The 22,307-nt window shown below is 68.8% G+C and carries 23 protein-coding genes; 13 read left to right on the top strand and 10 right to left on the bottom strand.

What is annotated here, in order from left to right:
• Nucleotides 1-30: 30 nt before the first annotated feature.
• From MHZ35_RS10035 to glmU, 4 genes are all read right to left on the bottom strand, one after another.
• Complete coding sequence (locus MHZ35_RS10035; protein WP_239435469.1) at nucleotides 31-1,812, bottom strand: ATP-binding protein; 1,782 nt, start codon at nucleotides 1,810-1,812, stop codon at nucleotides 31-33.
• Nucleotides 1,812-3,677, bottom strand: a complete 1,866-nt coding sequence (locus MHZ35_RS10030; RefSeq protein WP_239435478.1) for a putative bifunctional diguanylate cyclase/phosphodiesterase — start codon at nucleotides 3,675-3,677, stop codon at nucleotides 1,812-1,814. Before MHZ35_RS10030 ends, MHZ35_RS10035 begins: the two co-directional genes overlap by 1 nt.
• A 140-nt stretch (nucleotides 3,678-3,817) precedes the next feature.
• Nucleotides 3,818-5,641, bottom strand: a complete 1,824-nt coding sequence (gene glmS, locus MHZ35_RS10025; protein ID WP_239435468.1) for a glutamine--fructose-6-phosphate transaminase (isomerizing) — start codon at nucleotides 5,639-5,641, stop codon at nucleotides 3,818-3,820.
• A gap of 1 nt (nucleotide 5,642) precedes the next feature.
• Nucleotides 5,643-7,001, bottom strand: a complete 1,359-nt coding sequence (gene glmU, locus MHZ35_RS10020; RefSeq protein WP_239435467.1) for a bifunctional UDP-N-acetylglucosamine diphosphorylase/glucosamine-1-phosphate N-acetyltransferase GlmU — start codon at nucleotides 6,999-7,001, stop codon at nucleotides 5,643-5,645.
• 75 nt (nucleotides 7,002-7,076) lie between these two features.
• Between glmU and MHZ35_RS10015 the strand changes: the two genes are divergently transcribed.
• From MHZ35_RS10015 to MHZ35_RS10005, 3 genes are read left to right on the top strand one after another with little or no spacing between them, the layout of a single operon-like run.
• On the top strand, nucleotides 7,077-7,760 hold the full coding sequence (locus tag MHZ35_RS10015) for an HAD hydrolase-like protein (protein ID WP_239435466.1): 684 nt from the start codon (nucleotides 7,077-7,079) through the stop codon (nucleotides 7,758-7,760).
• 7 nt (nucleotides 7,761-7,767) lie between these two features.
• On the top strand, nucleotides 7,768-8,559 hold the full coding sequence (locus MHZ35_RS10010; RefSeq protein ID WP_239435465.1) for an SDR family NAD(P)-dependent oxidoreductase: 792 nt from the start codon (nucleotides 7,768-7,770) through the stop codon (nucleotides 8,557-8,559).
• A gap of 8 nt (nucleotides 8,560-8,567) precedes the next feature.
• Nucleotides 8,568-9,041, top strand: coding sequence for an OsmC family protein (locus MHZ35_RS10005; RefSeq protein ID WP_239435464.1), 474 nt, complete (start codon nucleotides 8,568-8,570; stop codon nucleotides 9,039-9,041).
• Between the two features lie 3 nt (nucleotides 9,042-9,044).
• Here MHZ35_RS10005 and MHZ35_RS10000 read toward each other — a convergent pair whose 3' ends face one another.
• The 4 genes from MHZ35_RS10000 to MHZ35_RS09985 are packed head-to-tail and all read right to left on the bottom strand — an operon-like array spanning nucleotide 9,045 to nucleotide 11,630.
• On the bottom strand, nucleotides 9,045-10,049 hold the full coding sequence (locus MHZ35_RS10000) for a nucleotidyltransferase domain-containing protein (protein ID WP_239435463.1): 1,005 nt from the start codon (nucleotides 10,047-10,049) through the stop codon (nucleotides 9,045-9,047).
• Entirely contained in the window at nucleotides 10,046-10,909 is an 864-nt protein-coding gene (locus MHZ35_RS09995) for an HprK-related kinase A (RefSeq protein WP_239435462.1), read from the bottom strand. The genes MHZ35_RS10000 and MHZ35_RS09995 overlap by 4 nt, the downstream gene beginning before the upstream one ends.
• A complete protein-coding gene (locus MHZ35_RS09990) occupies nucleotides 10,906-11,199 on the bottom strand; it encodes an HPr-rel-A system PqqD family peptide chaperone (protein WP_239435461.1) in 294 nt (97 codons plus the stop codon). Before MHZ35_RS09990 ends, MHZ35_RS09995 begins: the two co-directional genes overlap by 4 nt.
• Nucleotides 11,200-11,222: 23 nt before the next feature.
• Nucleotides 11,223-11,630 (bottom strand): hypothetical protein, encoded by a 408-nt coding sequence (locus MHZ35_RS09985; protein WP_239435460.1) that lies wholly within the window; start codon nucleotides 11,628-11,630, stop codon nucleotides 11,223-11,225.
• A 119-nt stretch (nucleotides 11,631-11,749) separates the two neighbouring features.
• On the opposite strand from MHZ35_RS09985, the gene MHZ35_RS09980 reads away from it, so the two are divergent.
• The 8 genes from MHZ35_RS09980 (at nucleotide 11,750) to MHZ35_RS09945 (ending at nucleotide 19,327) form a co-directional block, all read left to right on the top strand.
• The gene (locus tag MHZ35_RS09980) at nucleotides 11,750-12,961 is read left to right on the top strand and encodes an ATP-binding protein (protein WP_239435459.1); all 1,212 of its coding nucleotides are present in this window, start codon (nucleotides 11,750-11,752) and stop codon (nucleotides 12,959-12,961) included.
• 73 nt (nucleotides 12,962-13,034) lie between these two features.
• Nucleotides 13,035-14,066 carry a substrate-binding domain-containing protein gene (locus MHZ35_RS09975; protein ID WP_125960580.1) on the top strand — a complete coding sequence of 344 codons (1,032 nt, stop codon included), beginning with the start codon at nucleotides 13,035-13,037 and terminating at the stop codon, nucleotides 14,064-14,066.
• Nucleotides 14,067-14,073: 7 nt separating this feature from the next.
• Entirely contained in the window at nucleotides 14,074-15,450 is a 1,377-nt protein-coding gene (gene pstC, locus MHZ35_RS09970; RefSeq protein ID WP_125960581.1) for a phosphate ABC transporter permease subunit PstC, read from the top strand.
• Nucleotides 15,443-16,738 (top strand): phosphate ABC transporter permease PstA, encoded by a 1,296-nt coding sequence (pstA, locus tag MHZ35_RS09965; protein ID WP_446741041.1) that lies wholly within the window; start codon nucleotides 15,443-15,445, stop codon nucleotides 16,736-16,738. The genes pstC and pstA overlap by 8 nt, the downstream gene beginning before the upstream one ends.
• Nucleotides 16,739-16,773: 35 nt before the next feature.
• Nucleotides 16,774-17,520 (top strand): phosphate ABC transporter ATP-binding protein PstB, encoded by a 747-nt coding sequence (pstB, locus tag MHZ35_RS09960; RefSeq protein WP_239435476.1) that lies wholly within the window; start codon nucleotides 16,774-16,776, stop codon nucleotides 17,518-17,520.
• A 10-nt stretch (nucleotides 17,521-17,530) separates the two neighbouring features.
• Nucleotides 17,531-18,229 (top strand): phosphate signaling complex protein PhoU, encoded by a 699-nt coding sequence (phoU, locus tag MHZ35_RS09955; RefSeq protein WP_239435458.1) that lies wholly within the window; start codon nucleotides 17,531-17,533, stop codon nucleotides 18,227-18,229.
• A 10-nt stretch (nucleotides 18,230-18,239) separates the two neighbouring features.
• A complete protein-coding gene (gene phoB, locus MHZ35_RS09950) occupies nucleotides 18,240-18,932 on the top strand; it encodes a phosphate regulon transcriptional regulator PhoB (protein WP_125960584.1) in 693 nt (230 codons plus the stop codon).
• 71 nt (nucleotides 18,933-19,003) lie between these two features.
• Nucleotides 19,004-19,327, top strand: coding sequence for a hypothetical protein (locus MHZ35_RS09945; RefSeq protein WP_132882728.1), 324 nt, complete (start codon nucleotides 19,004-19,006; stop codon nucleotides 19,325-19,327).
• Nucleotides 19,328-19,434: 107 nt separating this feature from the next.
• Here MHZ35_RS09945 and MHZ35_RS09940 read toward each other — a convergent pair whose 3' ends face one another.
• On the bottom strand, nucleotides 19,435-19,779 hold the full coding sequence (locus MHZ35_RS09940; RefSeq protein ID WP_125960586.1) for a DUF2794 domain-containing protein: 345 nt from the start codon (nucleotides 19,777-19,779) through the stop codon (nucleotides 19,435-19,437).
• On the bottom strand, nucleotides 19,779-20,459 hold the full coding sequence (epsC, locus tag MHZ35_RS09935; RefSeq protein WP_239435457.1) for a serine O-acetyltransferase EpsC: 681 nt from the start codon (nucleotides 20,457-20,459) through the stop codon (nucleotides 19,779-19,781). The genes MHZ35_RS09940 and epsC overlap by 1 nt, the downstream gene beginning before the upstream one ends.
• Before the next feature lie 154 nt (nucleotides 20,460-20,613).
• On the opposite strand from epsC, the gene MHZ35_RS09930 reads away from it, so the two are divergent.
• Both MHZ35_RS09930 and MHZ35_RS09925 read left to right on the top strand, forming a co-directional pair.
• Complete coding sequence (locus MHZ35_RS09930; RefSeq protein ID WP_239435456.1) at nucleotides 20,614-21,516, top strand: hydrogen peroxide-inducible genes activator; 903 nt, start codon at nucleotides 20,614-20,616, stop codon at nucleotides 21,514-21,516.
• Between the two features lie 108 nt (nucleotides 21,517-21,624).
• Nucleotides 21,625-22,278 (top strand): fasciclin domain-containing protein, encoded by a 654-nt coding sequence (locus MHZ35_RS09925; RefSeq protein WP_342453515.1) that lies wholly within the window; start codon nucleotides 21,625-21,627, stop codon nucleotides 22,276-22,278.
• The last annotated feature ends 29 nt before the right edge of the window (nucleotides 22,279-22,307 follow it).

Genomic DNA, 22,307 nt, shown 5'->3' with positions numbered 1-22,307 from the left:
TCTGGAAGGAGGCAACAGGCGCCGGGCTCTTCAGGCGGCGATTTCCGGCGCTTGGGCCGGCGCCTGCGCCCGCTGGAGCGTCAGCACCGCGCGCGCTCCCTTCCCCCAGCCCTCGCTCTCCAGCCGAAGCGCACCGCCCATCGCCATCATCGACGTCGCGCACCAGTGCAGCCCGAGGCCGCCGGAGCGGTTCTTGCGGGTCGAAAAGCCGCGCTGAAACAACGCCGGTGCATCCGCGGGGTCGAAGCCCTCGCCATTGTCGCGGATGACCACCTCTACGCGACCCTCCCGTTCGGTGATGGAGACGCGAATGCTGGCGCCGGGCGTTCCTGCGGCTGCGATCGACTCCGCCGCATTGGAGAAGAGGTTTCCGATGACCTGGCTCAGAATCACCCGGTTCGCGCGCACCAGGCAGGACTTGGAGGGAAACACGGTGGCGATGGACAACTCGCGCGAATAGCGGGCGATCGCGCCGTTGCGGGCGATCAACTGGGTGACGTCGCAGACCTCAAGCGGGAGCCGGTCCTGATCCCGTTGAGAGCGGCTGCCGATGATCTCCAGCACATTCTGCAGCGCGTCCCGCCCCATTTCGAGCTGGGAGAGCCGCTCCGCGCGCGCGCTCCGCTCGGCGTCGAGCGCAGCGCGCAGGAACGCGGCGAGCTTCGCCTGGCGCTCGGGCTCGATCCCCGGCTCGCCGAGCTCGTTCAGCGCGCGGTCGATCGTGGCCGGCTCGATGGGCAGCGCGTGGGTGAGCCCCTTCGACAGGATGGTGCTGATCGGGTTCAGCGCGTTGCGGACATTGTGCATCGCGGCTTCCGCACTTTCGGTCCGGCCGAGACGGAAGGACTGCACTTCCAGCTGCTCGCGGAGGCTGGCGAGTTGGCCAAGCATGGCATTGAAGCTGGCCACGAGCGAGCCGATTTCATCCCGGGTGACCGGATCCGGGAGCGTCGCCATCGAGCCGGAGTCGCCGATCTGGTGCATGTGCCGCTCGACCGAGTGCAGCCGTTGCAGCACCAGCCGGTGGAAGATGCGCCGCAGCATGATGAGGAGCAGGAGCATCAGCGCGGTGACACCCGCGGCGGCGTACATCAGCAGCTTGCTACCGAGCCCCCAGAGGTTCCGATCGATGGAGAAGGCGACGCCCGCGACGGGGCGGCCGTCCCAGCCGGGGACAGGCACGCGGAGGTCGAGGCCGTCGCGGTGCCGGTCCACCCGCGGAGTGGCGGCACCCATCGGCACGAGCCGGACCGCGCGCTGGAGGCGCTGCTGGATTTGGGCGCGATGCACGGGCTCGGCAACCGCGACATAGGTGGGGACGGCAGATGGGCGCGCGAGCACACGGGCGATGCCGACGGCGCTCAACGTGCCGCCGTTGGAGACGAAGAAGCTGCCGGCGTCCGCGTCCGACAGGGCTGCAACCGGATCGATGCCACGCAAGGCCTCGGCCGTGCGACGGGCATCGAGCGGATCATCCGGCACGAGCAGCCGGGCGCGCCGGCTTTCCTCCAACAGATGCAGGGCCGATTCCTGGCCGTCGCCGGTCTCGCCGACGGTGCGCGCGGCCGCCTCGACCTGCAGGCGCAGCGTGTCGAGCACGGCGGCGGCGCGCTCCGTCTCACGCTGGATCGCCTGATCCTCCAACTGGCGAAAGCCGGGGGTGAGCACCAGCGTCAGCATCAGGGCGATGCCGAGCGTGCCCGCCACACCAATGCCGGTGAGGATCCACACGAGCTTGCCGGACAGGGACGTCGGGCCCGCCCGACGCAGGTGCCGGCGCCAGCCCTGACGCGCACGCCGGCGCCGCGGCATCAGCCGGTGGTGCCGGTACCCGGCACCTGCGCCTCGGGTGCGCAGGGGGTCTGCGGTTCGAGCACGCTCCCGCCCTGGGCCAACCGCACGGCATCATCGGCGACCAGCGGCGGAGAAAGGTAATAGCCCTGGACCTGAGAACAGCCTGCCAGGCGCAGCGCCTGGAGCTGCGTCTCGTTCTCGACGCCCTCCGCCACGACCTCCAGGCCCAGCGCACGGCCCAGGTGGATGATCGAGTGCACGATCGCGGCGGACTCGCGCTCCCGTCCCATGCCGTCCACGAAGCTGCTGTCGATCTTCAGCGTATCGAGCGCGAAGGTGCGGATGTTGTACAGGCTGGAGTAGCCGGTACCGAAATCGTCGATCGCGACGCGGAACCCCATCTGCCGCAACCGGTAGAGGGTGTCGGCGGCACGTTCGGCGTTTTCGGCAAGCGCCGTCTCGGTGATCTCGATCTGCAGCTGGTTCGGGGAAACGCCGGCCCGCTGGACCTGCGCCACCAGTTGCGCGACGAAATTCTGCCGGCGGAACTGGCGCGGGGAGAAGTTCACCGAAACGAACTGTCCGGGCCAGCGCTTCGCCGCCTCCAGCGCTTCCTCCACGACCCAGTCGCCGAGGTCGTGGATCAGGCCGCTCTCCTCGGCCACGGGGATGAACATGCCCGGAGAAATCATGCCATGTTCGGGGCTGCACCAGCGCAGCAGCGCCTCGAACGCGACCACTTCCAATCCGCCGCGCGCAAAGATCGGCTGATAGACCAGCGACAATTCGCCGTTGGCCATCGCTTGGCCGAGCCCGGTCTCGATCTGGCGGCGGAAGCGGACCGACTCGTCCATGCTCTGATCGAACACCCGGACCAGGTTCCGCCCTGCGCGCTTCGCCTCGTTCAGCGCCAGGTCTGCACGGCGCATGATGTCGACCGAGTCGCGCTCATGATCCGCGTCGGCCACCACGAGGCCGATCGAGGCGGTGTTCTGCACCGATTGGCCAAAGATGCTGAGCGTGCCCGAGCAGGCGCGCAGCAGCCGCTCGCAGCGCATCACCGCCTCGTCCTCACCGGACACGGACATCATCAACCCGAATTCGTCACCGGCCAGCCGGGCAACCAAGCCCTCCTCGCCGATCTGCTCGGAGAGGAAGTTGCAGACGGTGCGGATCACTTCATCGCCGGCGAAATGGCCGAAGGTGTCGTTGATCGTCTTGAACCGGTCGATGTCGAGCATCGCCACCGCGAAGCAGCCCGGCACATGCACGCGTTCGCTGAGCGCGCGCAGGAAGGCGAGCCGGTTGGGGGCTTCGGTCAGGGGGTCGTGGCTGGCGATATGAGCCGCCTTGCTCTCGTTCGCGGCGAGCTCCCGCGCCTGTTCCTCGAGTTGCACGACCTTTTCCGCCAGCGCCGCGCGGGTCGCCGCGAGCTCCCGGTCCAGCTGCCAGCGGTGCGCGAGCGCGGTTGCGGTCTGCACCACCTCGACCGCCTCGAACGGCTTGGCGATGTAGAAGATCTTGTCGGCCGGACCGGCCGCGCGGAAAATCTCGGCCGGCGCGAAGTCCGAGAAGCCGGTGACGATCACCAGGCTCACGTCCGGATCGATGGCGCGGATCCGCTGCGCCGTTTCCTTGCCGTCGATGCCGGGCGGCATGCGGACATCGATGAACGCCACGGCGAACGGCCTGCCGGCGCGGACGGCGTCTTCGACCTCGGCGACTGCCTCCAGCCCCTGGGAAACATGGACGAGTTCGAGTTCCGCAGCCGGCTCTAGAGGCGCAGCCCCGGCGTCACCTTCCTCGAAGAGCTCGGCCGCCATGGCGGACAGGGAGCGCTCCCCCTCCGGCCTGCGGAACGCATGCCGGTAGGATTCGTGCATCGCCGGTTCGTCGTCTACAATCAGTACCCGCACCGCGGCCCGACTCCCTCACCAAATGGACGGAAGCTTAACGGGCGGCGCGTTACAGCGAGGTAAACGTCGCGCCGGATTGGTTTTTTTCTGCGGCGACCGCCTCCAAGCTATTCGACCGTGACGGACTTGGCGAGGTTGCGCGGCTGGTCGACGTCGGTCCCCTTCGCCACTGCGACGTGATAGGCGAGCAGCTGGACGGGCACCGAATAGACCAGCGGTGCGATCAGCGGATGAACCTTCGGCATCTCGATGGTCGCGACCGCATCCTCGCCGGCCAGCGCCAGACCGTCCGCGTCCGAGATCAGCACCACCTGCGCACCACGCGCCTGCGCCTCCTGCATGTTGGACACTGTCTTTTCAAACAGCGGTCCCGACGGCGCGAGCACGATCAGCGGCACATGCTCGTCGATCAGGGCGATTGGGCCGTGCTTCATCTCGCCGGAGGCATAGCCTTCGGCATGGATGTAGCTGATTTCCTTGAGCTTGAGGGCGCCCTCAAGGGCGAGCGGGTAATCTGGCCCGCGGCCCAGATAGAGGACGTCGCGTGCGCCCGCGATGGTGCCTGCCATCCGCTGGATCTCGGAGTCGTGGTCGAGCGCGGCGTTGATGGCCGCAGGCGCTTCGACGAGGTGGCGCACGATCTCCCGCTCTTCGTCCGGCGTCAGCTTGCCCTTGGCACAGGCGAGGTTGACCGCGAGCGCCGCCATCACCGCCAGCTGGCAGGAAAATGCCTTGGTGGAGGCGACGCCGATCTCCGGCCCGGCGTGAGTCGACAGCAGCAGGTCGACCTCGCGCGCCATGGAACTCGTCGGCACGTTGATGATGCCGGCAGTGGTGACGCCATTCGCCTTCATGTGGCGCAGCGCCGCCAGCGTATCCGCGGTCTCGCCGGACTGGGAGACGACCACGCCCAGCGTGTTGGGCAGCAGCACCGGGTCGCGGTAACGGAACTCGGACGCCACATCGACCTCGACAGGGAGGCGCGCGAACTTCTCGATCCAGTATTTGCCGATCATCCCGACGTAGGAGGCGGTGCCGCAGGCGACGATCGCGACCCGCTCGACACTGGACAGGTCGAAATCCATGTCCGGCAGCGCGACCTTTTCCTCGACCGGGCGGAGGTACGACCGCAGCGTCTGGGCGACGACCACCGGCTGCTCGTAGATCTCCTTGAGCATGAAGTGGCGGTGGTTGCCCTTGTCGATCAGCGCACCGGTGACGCCGCTGATCGTGATCGGCCGCTCCACCGGGTTGTTGTCCTTGTCGTAAACCTGCGCGCCCTCGCGGGTCAGGACCACCCAGTCGCCCTCTTCCAGATAGGAGATGCGTTGGGTTAGCGGTGCCAGCGCGAGCGCGTCCGATCCCAGATAGGTTTCGCCGTCGCCATAGCCGACCACCAGCGGCGAACCGAGGCGCGCGCCGATCAGCAGGTCCGGGAACTGCCGGAACAGGATCGCGAGGGCAAAGGCGCCATGGAGCTGGGGCAGCACCGCCTTGACCGCATCCTGCGGGCTATCGCCGGCCTCGATCCGCTCGCTCACGAGATGGGCGACGACCTCACTGTCGGTCTGGCTGTGGAACTCGCGCCCGCGGGCGATCAGGGCGTCGCGCAGCGGCTTGAAATTCTCGATGATGCCGTTGTGGACCAGCGCCACCTCGTCGGTGGCATGGGGATGCGCGTTGGCCGTGGTCGGCGCGCCATGGGTCGCCCAGCGGGTGTGGGCGATGCCGGTGGCGCCGGGGAGCGGCGCCTCGCGCACTTGGCGGATCAGGTTGGCGAGCTTGCCCTCGGCGCGACGGCGATCGAGCACGCCGTCGTGGACGGTGCAGACCCCGGCCGAGTCATAGCCGCGATACTCGAGCCGCCGCAGTCCGTCGACCAGGCTGTCCACGACATCGCCGCCGCCGATGATACCCACAATTCCGCACATACTATCGCTTCCCCGCGGCCTTCAGTGCCGCCATCTTTTCTCGGAACCGTGCGGCCCAGCCGGACCGCACCTCCTGGCTTCCCCGCGCCACCGCCAGCGCATCCGGCTCCACGTCGCGGGTGATGACCGACCCGGCCGCCACCATCGCCCCGGCACCGATCGTGACCGGCGCCACCAGCGCGCTGTTCGAGCCGATGAACGCTCCCTCGCCGATGCGCGTGCGGTTCTTGAGGAAGCCGTTGTAGTTGCAGGTGATCGTGCCCGCACCGATGTTCGCGCCCGCGCCGACCTCCGCATCGCCAAGATAGGTCAGGTGATTGGCCTTGGCGCCGCGGCCGAGCACCGCATTCTTCATCTCGACGAAATTGCCGACCTTCGCCTCCGGCTCCAGGACTGCCCCCGGTCGCAGCCGTGCATAGGGGCCGATCTCCGCGCCCTCTCCTACGCTTGCGCCTTCCAGATGGCTGAACGCCCGTATCGTCACCGCGTTGGCCACACGGACTCCGGGGCCGAACACGACGTTCGGCTCGATCAGGACGTCGCGGCCGATCTGGGTATCATGCGCGAACCAGACGGTTTCCGGCGCGATCAGCGTGGCCCCCTCCGCCATCGCGCGCGCACGGCGCGTCGCCTGCCACGCAGCCTCGATCCCGGCGAGCTCGGCGCGACTGTTGACGCCGGCCACCTCTGCCGCATCGGTCTCGATCACTGCCGAGGGACGCCCGTCGGCAGCGGCCAGCATGACCACGTCGGGCAGGTAATATTCGCCCGCGGCATTGTCGTTCCCCACGCGGGCGAGCAGTGCGAACAGATCCGACGAGCGCACCGCCATCAGGCCCGAATTGCACAGGGTCTGCGCGCGCTCTTCGGGCGTGGCGTCCTTGAACTCGACCATCTTCACGATGCGGTCGCCCTCGGCGAGGATCCGGCCGTAGGCGCCCGGATCTGCGGGACGGAAGCCGAGCACGACCGTCGCGGGCGCGTCTTCCCCGTGCAGGCGATCCAGCATCCGCCGCATGGTCGCGGTCGAGACCAGAGGTACGTCGCCGTAGAGGACCAGCACGTCGCCATCGAACCCGTCGAGCGCAGCCTCCGCCTGGGCGACCGCATGGCCGGTGCCGAGCTGTTGCGCCTGGTGCGCGGTGGCCACGCCGAGCGGGGCCACGGCGGCCTCCACCTGCTGGCGGCCGGCACCCACCACCACCACGGTGCGGTCCGGCGCCAGCGCGGCGACGCTGTCGACCAGGTGCAGCAGCATGGGGCGGCCGGCGACGGGATGGAGCACCTTGTGCAAGTCGGATTGCATGCGGGTGCCCTTGCCGGCGGCAAGGATGATCGCGGCGATGGGTCGAGGGGTCATGAACGTCTCCGAGGCATCTGCGCCCTGCCACGCCGATCTTGCCTTTGCCAGTGCCTTGCCCGCATGAGCCCAGTCATGACGGCTTTCCCTTTCGACATCGTCGGCTTCGACCTGGACGGCACGCTGGTGGACACCAGCGGCGATCTTGCCAATGCGCTCAACCATGCGCTTGCCGACGCCGGCCGCCCCCTGCTGGCGCGCGACGCGGTGCGCACCATGATCGGCGGCGGCGCGCGACATATGTTGATGCAGGGGATGGCGAGCACCGGCGGCTGTTCCGAAATGGAACTCGACCGGCTCTACCGCCTGCTGCTCGACCATTATGAGAGCCACATCGCGGTCGAGAGTGCGCCGTTCCCCGGCGCTATGGACGCGATCAATGCGTTGGAGGCACGCGGCGTGAAGGTGGCGGTCGTTACCAACAAGCTGGAGGTGCTTGCGGAACAGCTGCTGCACGAGCTCGGCATTCGCGATCGCTTTGCCTGCCTGATCGGGGGCGACACCATGGGCAAGGGCTTCGGCAAGCCGCACCGCGCGCCGATCGACGAGATGATCCGGCGCTGCGGCGGCGGGCGCGCCGCGTTCGTTGGGGATTCGATCTACGACACGGGCGCCGCGCGCAACGCCGGCATCCCCTCCGTCGCATGCAGCTTCGGCTTCCTGATGCAGCCGGTCGAGGAGCTGGAGGCGGACGCGGTGATCGACGGGTACGACGAATTGCTGCCGGTGCTGGAGCGGCTGGGCGCGGTCGCGCGTTGAGCCGCCCATGAGCAATCCCACCCGCCCCGCCGCCCTGGTCACTGGCGCCTCCGCCGGCATTGGCAAGAGCTTCGCCACCCACCTCGCCCGCACCGGCCACGACCTGGTGCTGGTCGCCCGCCGCGCCGATCGGCTGGAGGCGCTCGCGGAGGAACTCTGCGAGGCGCACGACATCGTGGTCGAGGTGCTGCCCGCCGACCTGGAGACGCCGGAAGGCGTCGCCGCGGTCGAAGCCCGGCTGGCGGAAGGCGATCCGATCGACCTGTTCGTCAACAACGCCGGCTTCGCCGCGCGGGGCGCGGTCGGCGGCCTCGATGCGGCCGCCCTGGAGTCGATGATCCGGGTGAACGTGCTTGCCTTCGCGCGGCTCGCCAACGCCGCGGCGGCGCGGATGCGTAGCGAGGGCCGCGGCACCATCATCAACGTCGGCTCGGGCACGCTGTTCATGCAGTTCGCCGGTAACGCCGGCTATGGCGCGACCAAGGCGTTCGTCGCCTATTTCACCCGCACCATGCAGCTAGACTTGGCGGACAGCGGCGTCAGGGTGCAGCTGCTGATCCCCGGCGTGATTGCGACCGACTTCCACGCGGTGGCGGGCAATGCCATCGAGAACTTCCCGCCGGAGCGCGTGATGCAGGCGGACGACCTGGTGGTCGCGTCGCTACGGGCGCTGGAGATGGAGGAGCCGGTGTGCATCCCCTCCCTGCCCGACATTCGCGACTGGGAAGCCTATATGGCTGCGGAGGCGAAGATCGCGCCCAACAGTTCGCGCGACCGCACCGCTGACCGCTACCACTGAGGCCATAGGTGGCCAGCCGGGAGCATCGCTACGCCGTGGCCGTCGAATGGACCGGCAACACCGGGTCGGGCACCGAGAGCTATGCCGGCTATAGCCGCGATCACCTGCTGACCACGCCCGGCAAGCCCGACATCGCGGGTTCGTCCGATCCGGATTTCCGCGGCGATCCGAGCCGCTGGAATCCCGAGGAGATGCTGGTCGGTGCGCTCGCCGCGTGTCACCAGCTCTGGTACCTCCACCTCTGCGCAAGCGCGGGCATTCGCGTGCTCGCCTATCGCGATGCGGCGACCGGCGTGATGGCGGAGAATGCCGACGGCTCCGGCCAGTTCGCGCAGGTGACGCTGCGGCCGGAAGTCACCATCGGCGCGGGCGACAATGTACAGCATGCCCGCGCGCTGCACGAGGAAGCCGCTCGGCTGTGCTTCCTCGCGCGTTCGGTCCAGTTCCCGATCAAGCACGAGGCGGTGATCGTCACGGAGTGATCGTCAGGGCGTGACCCGATGTCCCTTGCGCCACTTCGTCCACAGGTGGCGGGCGAGCATCCCCGGCGGCATGCGCAGCAGGTGCGAGCGAAGGTAGAAGGCGGTGCGCGTCGCCCTGGCAGTCGGTCGCCCCCACTCGTCGCGAGCGAGCAGCCGGCGGACGTAGAGGCGATCGGAAGCGCTCAATCGCGCCCCTTCTCCGTACAGCGCTTGCCCCAAGCGCAACGCCCGTTCCAGATGCGTCGCGATCTGGTGCAGCGATGCGCGTGCTCGCAGCCGCGCCAGCGCCTCGGGCGCTTCGAAGGCGTCGAGCAGGCAGTGAATATCCCAGAGGTTCCGGAGCCCGCCGGCAAGATCGCCGTCGGCGAACAGGTGCGCGACGGCGTGGCAGACCATGTCTTCAGCCGACAGCACGCACAGGCCATTTGCGAGCGGCACGCTGTCTGCCAGCAACGCGTCTGCGTTTGGGCTGGGGCGCGCCGTCAGGGGGAGGATCGTGTGGTGCACGTCGATCATCCGGTCGCGTTCGCGGTGGATCAGCGGCGGCAGCTCGTGCATCCAGCGCCGGTAATAGGCGTCGTCATAGGCGTCGGGCTTCACCCACTCCCATCCGGCCGCCAGCAGCGCCGCCTCGACCGCGTCGAGCGCGTCACGGGGCACAAGGATATCGAGGTCGCCGATGCTTCGCCCCTGCCCCGCCGAAAGGCCGGCGGCGACATAGGCGGTGCCCTTGAGCAACACGACGGGAATGCCGAGCGGCAGCAGCGCCTGTGCCGCCATCTCCGCCTCCCACAGCGCGAGCGTGCGGCCTTGCTCGGCCGCGGCGCGGGCGTCCGCCAGGATCCACTCGACGGTGGCGGGCATGGGAAGCCCATGCAGCCGGTGGGCGAGCGTGCCGAGGATCTGTTCCGCGCGCGCCGCGGCGATGAGGCCGGTCCAGCCGGCGGCGTCCAGCTCGCGGGTCCTGGCGGGATCGCGGAGGGCCCGGACCAGCGTGGCGCCGCTCACGTGGCCTCTTCCCACAACCGCTCCACCATGGCCAGGGCAGTCTCGGTGTCCGGATAGTCGATGGCCTGCGCGGGCACCGTTGCGACGAGACGGGTGAGCGCGTCGAAGCCCCGCTCTCCGAGCGCGACATAGTTGGTCGAGGCCTGGGTCAGCCGCACGAAGGTCTCGGCAGGCGGCACCGGCCGCACGTCGGGCGCGTGGCCGAAGCTGGGGAAGAGGATCGCCGCCGGTTGCGCGGGCACGTCCATGGTCGCGACCGAAGCGCCATCCGGCTTCAGGTGGCGGATGTCGCCCTTGGGGGTGTCCGGCTGGAGCGGGCCGAACCTGCCCGCCGGCAGCGCCTGTTCGACGACACCGATCGCCTGGTTCTTGAGGCTCACCAGCCTCGGGAAACCGTGCACCAGACCGGTGGCGGGATCGAGCAGCGCGAACTCGTCGCCCATCAGCCGCCAGCCGCGTGCCATCAGCAATGCGGCAAGCGTCGACTTGCCGGCGCCCGAGACGCCCGTCATCAGCAGCGCCTGGCCGTCGCGCTCGACCGTCGCGGCATGCAGCAGGAGGTAGCGGCGCTGGCCGAGCGCCATCTGCAGGTTCATGCCCATCTCGGCCGCGAGCAGCCCGAGCGGCAGCGGCAAGGGGGCGGCGTCGGGCAGGACATAGTCACCGCCGATCGTGATCGAGGGCCGCACCCACCGCCGCCAGCGGCGGCCGGCGAGCAGGCGAACGGAGAAATCGGGGATGCCGTCGTGCGGCTTGGGATAGTCGTCGTACAGCGCGGCCAGCGTGTCAATGGGTTCGCGCCCATCGGCACCGACCCGAAAGCCGACTGGGCCGATCCGCAGCTGGAAGGCGTGCCTCACCCGCGCTGCACCAGGCCGAGGCCGACCAGTTCGGCGACGCGAGCGCCCAAAGCTTCCGCGTCCGGATCGGCAAGGTCGTAGCAGGCCCCCAGCCGGGCGAGCAGTTCTTCGAGTGAGGCGGGTGCTTGGGCCAGGGCGGCCAGAATCTCCGGCACGGGAGGCGCGACCAGGTGGGTCTGGCCGGAAGCACGGTGATAGATCGCCGTGAGTTCGTCGAGCGGCACGATGCGCAGCACGCCCGCCGGCGGCGCGCGGAACCGCACCGGGCCGTCGCCTGCCTCCGCCTCCATGCGGGTGGACGCCGCGGGGCCGTTCAGCCGCGCGGCATCTGCAGGGAGGCGAAGCAGGTGAACCCGCTCGTTCCCGACTGCAGGCGGCGGATGTAGTTGGTGTAGGCGCGCGACTGGTCGCTGGTGGTGCCCGGCAGGTTGATGCCGTTGTTGAGCGCGCGCTTCACGTCCGCGGCCTTGAACGGCCGGCGGGCGGCCGGATAGGCGCCGCGGGTGCCCGGCGGCACCAGGTCGCCGTTGGGCGCGACATAGCTGCCCGCGCGGCCGGGATCGGGCACCGGGATCTCGCACAGCGACACCGACGCGGCGGTGTTCGCCAGTGCCGGGCGGATCGACACCACCGCAGAGGCGCCAGCCGCCCCCAACAGCAGCGTGCGTCGGCCCAGGCCAGAGCGGGCGCCTTCGCCCTCGGGTGTCTGCTCGTCGCTCACGAGGGCCTGTGTGTTGGAAGCGAGGCGAATGCGCAATCCCCAAGCACGGGGCCGCCTCGGGATACGCCGTATCGCCGCGGGACGTTTCCGCTGGCCCCCGGCTGGCCTATAGGGCGCCCATGGCCATCGGTTCAGGGATTCGCACGCTCGTCGCCGCGGGGGTCGCGATTGGCGGTGCCGCGGCCGGTTTCCTGCTGGGCGCCGACATCAATGCGGTCGTCGTGGCCGCGGTTGCCGGGCTCGCGGCCGTCCTGATCGCAGCATCGGGCGAGGCGCCCGAAAGCGTGCCGCGGCCTCCCACCCGCTCCCGTCCCGAGCAACCGAGCGTCCAGGCGCTGATCGACGCGCTTGCGGGGCCGGTGCTGGTGACGGCGGGCACGCGCGTGGCCTGTGCGAACGAGGCGGCACGCACGCTGCTGGGCGCCCATATCGTCGGCCAGGACGTCCGCATCGCGATCCGCCACCCTGCTGCTGCCGAGCGGCTGATCGCGGACCCGGCGGAAGACGCCGGCAGCACGACGCACCTGGTCGGCATCGGCACGCGCGAGCAGCGCTGGGAGATGCGGGTGCGGCCCTTGGGCGACGAGCGGCGCCTGGTGCAACTCGTCGACGAAACCCAGCTTTATGCCGCCGAGCGGATGCGCGTCGATTTCGTGGCGAACGCCAGCCACGAACTGCGCACCCCCCTCGCCTCGCTGCGCGGCTTTGCCGAGACGCTGCGCGAGGAAGCGGGCGAGGACCCGCAGCTGCGCAACCGCTTCCTCGGCATCATGCTCGACGAAACCCGGCGCATGCAGCGGCTGATCGACGAACTAATCTCCCTGTCGCGGATCGAGGCGGGCAAGTTCCGTGCGCCGGACACGACGGTCGCACTCGACGGGCTGGTACGGGAGGTTCGCGGCGCGCTGGTGGACCTGCACGGCGGCCGGGGTGCCGACCTGGTGTTGGAGGTGGCGGAGGTGCCGGCGGTGAAGGGCGACCGCGCGCAGCTGTCGCAGCTGATCCACAACCTCGTCGGCAATGCCATGGCTTATGGGCGCCCGGGTACGCCGGTGCGCGTGGAGCTGGAGCCGATGGAGGACATGGTCCGGCTTCGCGTGACGGACCAGGGCGAAGGCATCCCTGCCAAGCACCTGCCCCGCCTGACGGAACGCTTCTACCGCGTCGATGCGGGCCGTAGCCGTTCCGTCGGCGGCACGGGACTTGGCCTTTCCATCGTGCGCCACATCGTCGAGCGGCATCGTGGGCGGCTCGACATCGAAAGCACAGTCGGCGTCGGAACGACGGTCACCGTGATTTTGCCGAAGGCGGATGACGGCGCAGTGTCATAAAAGCGCAACCAACGTACGGAAGGGCGGCAGCAACGGACGGCCGAGTCCCTCGCCCGCTGTGGAGATGACGACGATGATCCGCCGTATCGCGATTGCCACCGCTGCGCTCCTCGCGCTCGCGGCGTGCGATCGCAACGTTTCGCGCGACCAGATACGGGTGGTTGGCTCCTCGACCGTATTCCCGTTCACTACTGCCGTTGCCGAGGCGATGATCAACGCCAATCCCGCGCTGCGCGCACCGGTGATCGAATCGACGGGCACCGGGGCCGGCGTGAAGCTGTTCTGCGCAGGCGTCGGCCCGCAGCATCCCGACATCCTCAACGCCTCGCGCCGCATCAAGAAGTCGGAGATGCAGGGTTGCATCGCCAACGGCGTGAAAGAGGTGATGGAGGTCCAGGTCGGCGTCGACGGAGTCGTGCTGGCAGAGGCCAACAACGGCCCCAAGCTCCAGCTCAACGACCGCGACGTGTATCTGGCGCTTGCGGCCAATCCGCTGGGCAAGCCGCAGAAGGCCCGCTTCTGGAGCGACGTGAACCCGTCGCTGCCGCACCTGCCGATTCAGGTGTTCGGCCCCCCCTCCACCAGCGGCACGCGCGACGCCCTGGTCGAGCTGGTGATGGTCCCCGCCTGCGAGGCCGGCCTGCCCGAGGCGAAGGCGCTCAAGGAAAGCAACAAGGAACGCTACGAAGACGTCTGCACGCGCATTCGCGACGACGCCGCGTACGTCGACAAGGGCGAGAACGACAATCTGATCGTGCAGAACCTCTCCACCAACCCCAATGCGATCGGCGTGTTCGGCTTCAGCTATTTGGAGGAAAACCGCAGCCGCCTGCACGGGGTGCCGCTCGACGGCGTCACGCCGACCTACCAGACGATCTCGGACGGCAGCTATCCCGGTGCGCGCCCCTTGTTCATCTATGTGAAGAAGGCGCACCTGCGCGCGGTCCCCGGCATGGCCGACTTCCTGACGCGCTATGCCGACTCCTGGAACCCCGACGGTCCGCTCACCCGGCGCGGCATGATCGCCGCTCCGGACGCGGTCCGGTCCGCTTCCCGCGCGACGGTCGCGCAGAGCACGCCCCTCGATCCCACGACGTTGCATTGATCCGCCCATGAGCAGCTTTGCCCTTTTCTTCCTGTTGATCGGCCTGGCGCTGATCGGCTGGATCGTCGCCCGCGCGCGCGCCGGCAGCTTCGCGCGGCTGGGTGCCGGGCGCGTCCACTCGCTGCCCAGCCAGCACGGCTGGTACATGGCGATGTGGGTCGCGATCCCCGCGCTGCTGTTCCTCGCCGTCTGGTCCGCGGTCGCCCCGCAGCTGGCGCAGGAGGCCGTGTTGGCGAGCCCGGCCGCAGCCACCCTTCCCACCGACGGTTTCGAGCGTGCGGCGGTGCTGGCGGAGGCACGCGCGCTCGCCAACGGCACCGCCTATGGCGCGTTCAACCCCGCTTCGGAGCCGCTGGCGCCGGTCTTCGCGACGGCGCAAGCGCGCTATCGCTGGATCGGCACGGCGGTGGCGCTGCTGCTCGCCTTTGCCGGTGCGGCCTTTGCCTTCACGCGGATCCGACCGGAATTCCGCGCACGCACCCGCGTCGAGCGCGCGGTCATGCTGCTGCTGCTCGGCGCTTCGCTGATCGCGATCCTGACCACGCTCGGCATCTTTCTGTCGCTGCTGTTCGAAAGCGGGCGCTTCTTCTCGATCGTGCCGATCACGGACTTCCTGTTCGGCACGCGCTGGAGCCCGCAGGTGATCCGGGCGAGCGACCCCGGCGAGACGCTGGGCGCGGTGCCGCTGTTCTGGGGTACCTTCTTCATCGGCGCGGTGATCGCGATGCTGGTCGCGATCCCGTTCGGGCTGATGAGCGCGATCTACCTCACCCAATATGCCCGTCCGACGACCCGACGCTGGATGAAGCCGATCCTGGAAATCCTCGCCGGCATTCCGACCGTGGTCTACGGCTATTTCGCAGCCCTGACGGTGGGGCCCGCGATCCGGGATCTCGCGGTGATGCTGGGCATGCCCTATGCCAGCTCCGAAAGCGCGCTTTCGGCAGGGCTGGTGATGGGGGTGATGATCATCCCGTTCGTCTCGTCGATGGCCGACGACTCGATCGCGGCGGTCCCCCGCTCGATGCGCGACGGCAGCCTGGCGATGGGCGCCACCACGTCCGAGACGATCCGCCGCGTGCTGCTCCCCGCGGCGCTGCCCGGCGTCGTCGCCGGCGTGCTGCTCGCCGTCAGCCGCGCGATCGGCGAGACCATGATCGTGGTCATGGCCGCCTCCGGCGCCGCCACCATCACGCTCAACCCGTTCGAGAGCACCACCACCGTCACCAAGCAGATCGTCGACCTGCTGACCGGCGAGGCGGAGTTCGACAGCCCCAAGACCCTTGCCGCCTTCGCTCTGGGCCTGACGCTGTTCGTCGTCACCCTGCTCCTCAACATCGTCGCGCTGCGCGTCGTGAAGCGCTATCGGGAAGCCTATGAATAGCCCCCTCGTCGCGGGCGTCCCCGCCGCCGGCCACGAGCCGGCCGAGCGCCGCCCGACGGACTGGAATACGCAGTCGATGCAGCGGCGCATCCGTCGCCGCTACGCTGCCGAGCGTCGCTTCCGGCTGATGGGGCTGCTGGCGGTGCTGCTGTCCGCCGGCTTCCTCGCCTTCCTGCTGGTGTCGATGCTGACGGCCGGCATCGGTGGCTTCCAGCGGGTGCAGGTCGCCCTGCCCATCGACTTTCCGGCAGCGCAGCTGGAAGTGGCTCCGGCCCAGCTCGCGACCGCGGGCGCCGACCTGGCGCTCTCCGGCGCGGGCCTGGAAGGGGTGACCGGCCTCGCCGCGGTGAAGGCCTTTGGCGAGGACCAGCCGGTCATCGCCGAGAGCGCCTGGCTGACGGTGCGGGATGCGATCAAGGCGGACCCGACCCTGCTGACGCGCCGCGCGGCGCTCTACGTGCCCGCAGCCCCGGGGATCGAGGAAGCGTATAAGGCGACCGGCGAGCCTGCTGCCGAGCAGATGGTCCAGCGCCTGAAGGCAGCCGGCGCGATCCGCAGCGGCTTCAACTGGGGCTTCCTGACGGGCGCCGACTCCACCGATCCCACCGCAGTCGGCATCTGGGGTGCGCTCAAGGGCTCGCTGCTCACCATGGCGATCACGCTCCTGATCGCTTTCCCAGTGGGCGTGCTCTCCGCGCTCTACCTGGAGGAATATGCACCCAAGAACCGCTGGACTGACCTGATCGAGGTGTCGATCAACAATCTGGCGGCGGTGCCCTCGATCATCTTCGGCCTGCTGGGGCTGGCGCTGTTCCTCGGCACCTTCAACCTGCCGCGTTCGGCGCCGATCGTCGGCGGCCTGACGCTCGCGCTGATGATCATGCCGGTGATCGTGATCGCCGGGCGCAACGCCATCAAGGCGGTGCCGCCCTCGATCCGCGATGCCGCCCTCGGCGTCGGCGCGAGCCCGGTGCAGGTGGTGTTCCACCATGTCCTGCCGCTAGCGCTGCCGGGCATCCTGACCGGCACCATCATCGGCATGGCGCGCGCGCTCGGCGAAACCGCGCCGCTGCTGATGATCGGCATGCGCGCCTTCATCGTCCAGGCGCCGGACGGCCTGAACGCCCCGGCGACGGTGCTGCCGGTGCAGATCTTCCTCTGGTCCGACCAGGTCAGCCGCGGCTTCATCGAGAAGACGTCGGCGGCAATCCTGGTGCTGCTGGCGTTCCTCCTCGCGATGAACGCCTTTGCCATCTACCTCCGCAACCGTTTCGAGACCCGCTGGTGAACCATAGCCCCACATCCGACACCGCAGCGCCGAAGATGTCGGCGCGCGACGTCAACGTCTTTTACGGCGACAAGCAGGCAATCAAGGACGTGTCGATCGAAGTCGACATGGACCGGGTGACCGCGTTCATCGGCCCTTCGGGCTGCGGCAAGTCGACGTTCCTGCGCACGCTCAACCGGATGAACGACACCGTCGGCAACGCGCGCGTGACCGGCGACATCCGCCTGGATGGCGAGGACATTTACGACAAGTCGATGGACGTGGTGCAGCTGCGCGCCCGCGTCGGCATGGTGTTCCAGAAGCCGAACCCCTTCCCCAAGTCGATCTTCGAGAACGTGGCCTATGGCCCTCGCATCCACGGGCTTGCCCCGAGCCGGGCTGATCTGGAGGCGATCGTCGAGCGCTCGCTGCGGCGCGCGGGCCTGTGGGACGAGGTCAAGGATCGGCTTTCGGACAGCGGCACGGCGCTGTCGGGTGGCCAGCAGCAGCGCCTCTGCATCGCCCGTGCGATCGCCGTCGATCCGGAAGTGATCCTGATGGACGAGCCCTGCTCGGCGCTCGACCCGATCGCGACCGCCAAGATCGAGGAGCTGATCCACGCGCTGCGCGGCCGCTACGCGATCGTGATCGTCACCCATAACATGCAGCAGGCGGCGCGCGTGTCGCAGCGCACCGCCTTTTTCCACCTGGGCAATCTGGTGGAATATGGCGTCACGTCCGAGATCTTTACCAATCCCCGCCAGGAGCGGACCAAGGATTACATTACCGGCCGCTATGGCTGAGGAGACGAGCATGCCCACGGGCCACGAACACACCGTCAAGGCGTTCGACGAGGAGATCGGGCACCTGCGCGCGCTGATCTCGCAGATGGGCGGCCTTGCCGAGCAGGGCATCTCGGACGCGATGCTCGCGCTCCAGCGCAACGATCCGACGCTGGCGAAGGAAGTCCGCAGCGCCGACGCGAAGATCGACGCCATCCAGGCAGAGGTCGAGCGGTTGGTGGTGCGGGTGATCGCGCTGCGCGCGCCGATGGCGGACGACCTGCGCGAGGTGGTCGCGGCGCTCAAGATCGCGGCGGTGGTCGAGCGCATCGGCGACTATGCCAAGAACATCGCCAAGCGCGTGCCGATGATCCACCAGGGCGACGACCGCATCGAGGCGGTCTCGCTGCTGCCGGCCATGGCGCAGATGGCGAGCGACATGGTCCATGACGTGCTCGATGCCTTTTCTGCACGAGATGCCGAGGCTGCCGTTGCGGTGTGCGAGCGCGACCGGGCGCTGGACGATTTCTACGACAGCATCTTCCGCACGCTGGTGACCTTCATGGTGGAGAACCCGCGGACCGTGGGCCAGGTCGCCCACCTGCTGTTCGTCGCCAAGAACCTGGAGCGGATCGGCGACCACGCCACCAACGTCGCGGAAATGGTCTATTTCGCGGCGACCGGCCGGTATCTCGCCGACCGCGAGACCGCCGACCCATCGAACCACTAAGGGACCCGCCATGGCCAAGCCAAGCATGTTGCTCGTCGAGGATGACGCGGCGCTGGCGGAACTGCTCGCCTATCATTTCCGCCGCGAGGACTTCGACGTCCGCCACACGCCCGACGGCGAAGAGGCCCTGCTGCTGGCGCGCGAGGGCACGCCGGACCTGGTGCTGCTCGACTGGATGGTGGAAGGGCTGTCGGGGATCGAGGTGTGCCGGCGCCTGCGCCGCACGCCCGAGACGGCGAACGTGCCCATCATCATGCTGACCGCACGTGGCGAGGAAGAGGACCGGGTGCGCGGCCTGGAGACGGGTGCGGACGACTATGTCACCAAGCCCTTCTCGCCCCGCGAGCTGGTCGCACGCGTGAAGGCCGTGCTCCGCCGCGTGCGCCCCGCCCTTGCCGGCGAGACGCTGAGCTATGCCGACATCGAGATGGACACGGTGGGGCACAAGGTGCGCCGCGCGGGCGAACTCGTCCCGCTCGGTCCAACGGAATTCCGCCTTCTCAAGCACTTCCTCCAGCATCCCGGCTGGGTGTTCTCGCGCGAGCGGCTGCTGGACGCGGTGTGGGGACGGGACACGGAAATCGAGACGCGTACCGTGGACGTCCACATCCGGCGGCTGCGCAAGGCGATCAATGGCGAGGGGATGCCGGACATCATCCGCACCGTCCGGTCGGCAGGCTATGCGCTGGATGCGGGAAACTGAGAATCGTTACGGAAAGATTCCGAAAATCGCGCGTTGAGGGTCGGCCAGAACCAGTTCCAGGAGAAGATACAATGAAACTCCTTGCTCTTGCCGCCGCCCTCACGCTCAGCGGCGCCGCGGTTGCCCAGACGACCCCGGGCACCACCGGACAGACCACCACTGGTGACATGACCGGCACGACGTCGGACACGACCACGACGACCGGCACCGATACGACCACCACCACCGGCACCGACACGACCTCCGGCGTGCCCTCGTCGACGATGACGCCGTCCACGACCGGTCCGGTGACCTTTGCACCGCCGTCGACCACCCCGGCGCCGGCCGCACAGCAGAACTATCCGGTGTGCTCGCGCACCGTGAAGGACAGCTGCCGCAATCCGGGCGGCAAGTAAGCCTTTAAGCGTCCAACGACGTCAGCAGCGCGCGTCCTCCCGAGCGGAGGGCGCGCGTTGGTGCATTCAGGGGTGCCGGACGCGAACACGGCGCGTCGGGTGCGGTGTCAGTCCTCGACCAGCTTCATCAGGCGGCGTTCCACCGGCGCCAGCACGGGCCCAAGCTCGTGCCCGCGCTTCAGCACCGCGCCAACCTCGTTGACCAGCGCCCACATGCCCTGACGATTGCGGAGCGCCGGGCGCTTCTCGATGCGGAACTCCGGCCGCTCGGCAGACCGCCGGAAGGCGGAGAACACGGCCGCATCGCGCCCCAGATCGATCGCATAATCCCGCCAATGCCCGGCTGCGACCATTCGGCCGTAGAGGTCGAGGATGCGGGCCAGTTCGGCACGTTCGAACCCCGTCTGGCTCGGGCGCCCGGCGCTGGCTGGAAAGGGGGTGACGATTCCCATCAGGCGCGGTTGCGATGCTCTTCGGCTTCGGCCACCGCCGCATCCAGGCGGCGGCGCAGCGCTTCCAGCTCGCAGCGCAGGGTCTCGATCTTCTGCGCCTGCGGGTCCTGCAGTTCGCGGCAGGGGGTCCCATAGGGCACGAAGTCGCGCTGGTAGGCGGTGGAGTCGACCAGGGTCGGCCGCGCCGGGATGCCGACCATCACCGCCCCTTCCGGCACGTCGCGCGTGACGACGGCGTTGGCGCCGACCCGTGCACGCGCGCCGACTTGGATCGGTCCCAGCACCTGCGCACCAGAGCCGATGATCACGCCATCGCCGATGGTCGGGTGCCGCTTGCCGGCGATACCATTGTCGGGACTCGTCCCGCCGAGCGTCACATTCTGGTAGATGGTGACGTTGTCGCCGATCTCCGCCGTCTCCCCGATCACCGTGAAGCCATGATCGATGAAGAAGTTGCGGCCGATCTTCGCGCCCGGATGGATGTCGATCACCGTCAGGAACCGCGCGAGGTGGTTCACCGCGCGGGCGAGGAAGAACAGCCGCGCCTGGAACAGGCGGTGCGCGATGCGATGAAAGCCGAGCGCCCAGACACCCGGGTACAGCAGGATCTCGGCACGCGAACGCGGCGCCGGGTCCCGGGCCTTGATCGAATCCAGATACGCGCCGAGCCGGCCGACCATGCTAGTCCCTTCCCCGTTTCGAGGCCATTTAGGACTCCTGCTGCGGAATTTCCAGCAACCGCGGTATGGAACGCGCGACACGCCTGTTCGACGCATCAGCGCTCCGCTCGCTCAATCGCTGGAACTTGATCGACACCGCCGATAAGACGGTGCCATGAGCACCACCTATCTGCCTACCCTGAAGCAGCTCCAGTATCTCGTCGCGCTGCGCGATGCGGGCCATTTCGGACGCGCGGCGGAGGCGTCGTTCGTGACCCAGTCTACCCTGTCGGCGGGCATTCGCGAACTCGAAACGCTGATCGGCGTCACGCTGGTCGAGCGCACGCGGCGGGTCGTGCGCTTCACGCCGCTCGGTGAAGCGATCGTCGACAAAGCGCGCACCGTCATTCGTGAAGCCGAAGAACTCGCCGACATGGCGCGTGCCGCCGGGCGGCCGCTGTCGGGCGAGATGCGGATGAGCGTGATCCCAACCATCGCCCCGTTCCTGCTGCCCCGCATCCTGCCGCGGCTGCGCGAGGACTATCCCGACCTCAAGCTGTTCCTGCGCGAGGAGCCGAGCCAGGCGGCGTGCGAAGCGCTGCACCACGGACGCTCCGACTGCGTGCTGCTCGCCCTTCCCTTTGCCTGTGGCGACGTGGAGGTGGCGCCGCTGTTCGAAGACCCGCTCTACCTGGCAGTGCCGCAGGGCGAGGCACGTCCCGGAGCCGGGCCGATGGTGGCCGACGACATCGACGCCGCCCGCCTGCTGCTGCTGGAGGACGGCCACTGCCTGAAGGACCATGCGCTGCGCGCCTGCCCGCATCCGGAGCTGCGCGGACGGGCGACGATGCTGGGCACCTCGCTCCACACCATCGTCCAGATGGTCGACAACGGTCTCGGCCACACGATGCTGCCCGAGATGGCGGTGGATGCCGGCATCCTCGATCATACGCAGGTGGTCGCCCGCAAGATCGACGCCCCCAAGGCCTCGCGCGAGATCGCGCTGGTGTGGCGCCGCGCCTCCCCGCGCGAGCGCGACTTCCGACTGCTCGCGGGGGTGCTCTCCACCGCGCGCTGACCACGACTCATCCCGACAGGGTGGACACCATGCGCCCCGGAAGCTCCGATCGTCCTCCCCAGGCGTTGCGCCGCAGTCGCGCAATCCATCCCTGTTGAGGAGAAACTGATGTTCCGTCTTCCGATCGTATCCGCTCTGGCCGTCGTTGCCGCTACCGCGGCGCCGGCGCTGGCGCAGACCACGACCGCGACGCCCGCACCCCAGACGGCTCCGCAGACCACGCCGGCCGCGCCCGGCACCACCGCCGCACCCGCCGATGCAGCAGCCGCCAAGCCGAACCCGGCCGTCGGCGGCGCGCAGATGGCGCCTACCAAGCCGATCGTCGAGAACCTGGCCGCAGCGCCGAACCTGGCGACGCTGGTCAACGCGCTCAAGACCGCCGGCGTCGATGCGGCACTCGCCGGCCCCGGCCCCTTCACCGTGTTCGCGCCCGACAATGATGCGTTCGGCCGGCTTGCGCCCGGCACCATGGACACGTTGCTGAAGCCGGAGAACAAGGCGACGCTCGCCAAGATCCTCAACTACCATGTGGTGTCGGGAAAGCTCGATGCCGTGACGCTCAAGAAGCAGATCGAAAGCGCCGGCGGCACGCTGATGCTGACCACGGTCGCGGGCCAGCCGCTTACCGCAGGCCTGGAGAACGGCGCGATCACGCTGACGGATGCGAATGGCACCAAGGCCTATGTGACGACCTACGACGTCAACCAGTCGAACGGCGTCTTCCATGTCGTGAACGGCGTGCTGGTGCCGAAGCTCGGCTGACCTTTTCGGAGGAGGGTTCGCCCTCCTCC

Source organism: Sphingomonas sp. ACRSK, from assembly GCF_022346685.1.
Classification (GTDB): Bacteria; Pseudomonadota; Alphaproteobacteria; order Sphingomonadales; family Sphingomonadaceae; genus Sphingomonas; species Sphingomonas molluscorum.
Note: the sequence above shows the minus strand (reverse complement) of the source record. Positions and strands in the feature narration are given on the sequence as shown.

Excerpts from the sequence above, each read along its gene's own strand:
- MHZ35_RS09930 (WP_239435456.1), top strand. The coding sequence starts at position 20,614 with ATGAGCACCACCTATCTGCCTACCCTGAAGCAGCTCCAGTATCTCGTC.
- MHZ35_RS09940 (WP_125960586.1), bottom strand. The coding sequence starts at position 19,779 with ATGGGAATCGTCACCCCCTTTCCAGCCAGCGCCGGGCGCCCGAGCCAG.
- pstC (WP_125960581.1), top strand. The coding sequence starts at position 14,074 with ATGAGCAGCTTTGCCCTTTTCTTCCTGTTGATCGGCCTGGCGCTGATC.
- MHZ35_RS10010 (WP_239435465.1), top strand. The coding sequence starts at position 7,768 with ATGAGCAATCCCACCCGCCCCGCCGCCCTGGTCACTGGCGCCTCCGCC.
- pstA (WP_446741041.1), top strand. The coding sequence starts at position 15,443 with ATGAATAGCCCCCTCGTCGCGGGCGTCCCCGCCGCCGGCCACGAGCCG.
- glmS (WP_239435468.1), bottom strand. The coding sequence starts at position 5,641 with ATGTGCGGAATTGTGGGTATCATCGGCGGCGGCGATGTCGTGGACAGC.
- MHZ35_RS09980 (WP_239435459.1), top strand. The coding sequence starts at position 11,750 with ATGGCCATCGGTTCAGGGATTCGCACGCTCGTCGCCGCGGGGGTCGCG.
- MHZ35_RS10015 (WP_239435466.1), top strand. The coding sequence starts at position 7,077 with ATGACGGCTTTCCCTTTCGACATCGTCGGCTTCGACCTGGACGGCACG.
- MHZ35_RS09925 (WP_342453515.1), top strand. The coding sequence starts at position 21,625 with ATGTTCCGTCTTCCGATCGTATCCGCTCTGGCCGTCGTTGCCGCTACC.
- MHZ35_RS09975 (WP_125960580.1), top strand. The coding sequence starts at position 13,035 with ATGATCCGCCGTATCGCGATTGCCACCGCTGCGCTCCTCGCGCTCGCG.
- pstB (WP_239435476.1), top strand. The coding sequence starts at position 16,774 with ATGTCGGCGCGCGACGTCAACGTCTTTTACGGCGACAAGCAGGCAATC.
- MHZ35_RS10035 (WP_239435469.1), bottom strand. The coding sequence starts at position 1,812 with ATGCCGCGGCGCCGGCGTGCGCGTCAGGGCTGGCGCCGGCACCTGCGT.
- MHZ35_RS09990 (WP_239435461.1), bottom strand. The coding sequence starts at position 11,199 with ATGGAGGCGGAGGCAGGCGACGGCCCGGTGCGGTTCCGCGCGCCGCCG.
- MHZ35_RS10030 (WP_239435478.1), bottom strand. The coding sequence starts at position 3,677 with ATGCACGAATCCTACCGGCATGCGTTCCGCAGGCCGGAGGGGGAGCGC.
- epsC (WP_239435457.1), bottom strand. The coding sequence starts at position 20,459 with ATGGTCGGCCGGCTCGGCGCGTATCTGGATTCGATCAAGGCCCGGGAC.
- phoU (WP_239435458.1), top strand. The coding sequence starts at position 17,531 with ATGCCCACGGGCCACGAACACACCGTCAAGGCGTTCGACGAGGAGATC.
- phoB (WP_125960584.1), top strand. The coding sequence starts at position 18,240 with ATGGCCAAGCCAAGCATGTTGCTCGTCGAGGATGACGCGGCGCTGGCG.
- glmU (WP_239435467.1), bottom strand. The coding sequence starts at position 7,001 with ATGACCCCTCGACCCATCGCCGCGATCATCCTTGCCGCCGGCAAGGGC.
- MHZ35_RS09945 (WP_132882728.1), top strand. The coding sequence starts at position 19,004 with ATGAAACTCCTTGCTCTTGCCGCCGCCCTCACGCTCAGCGGCGCCGCG.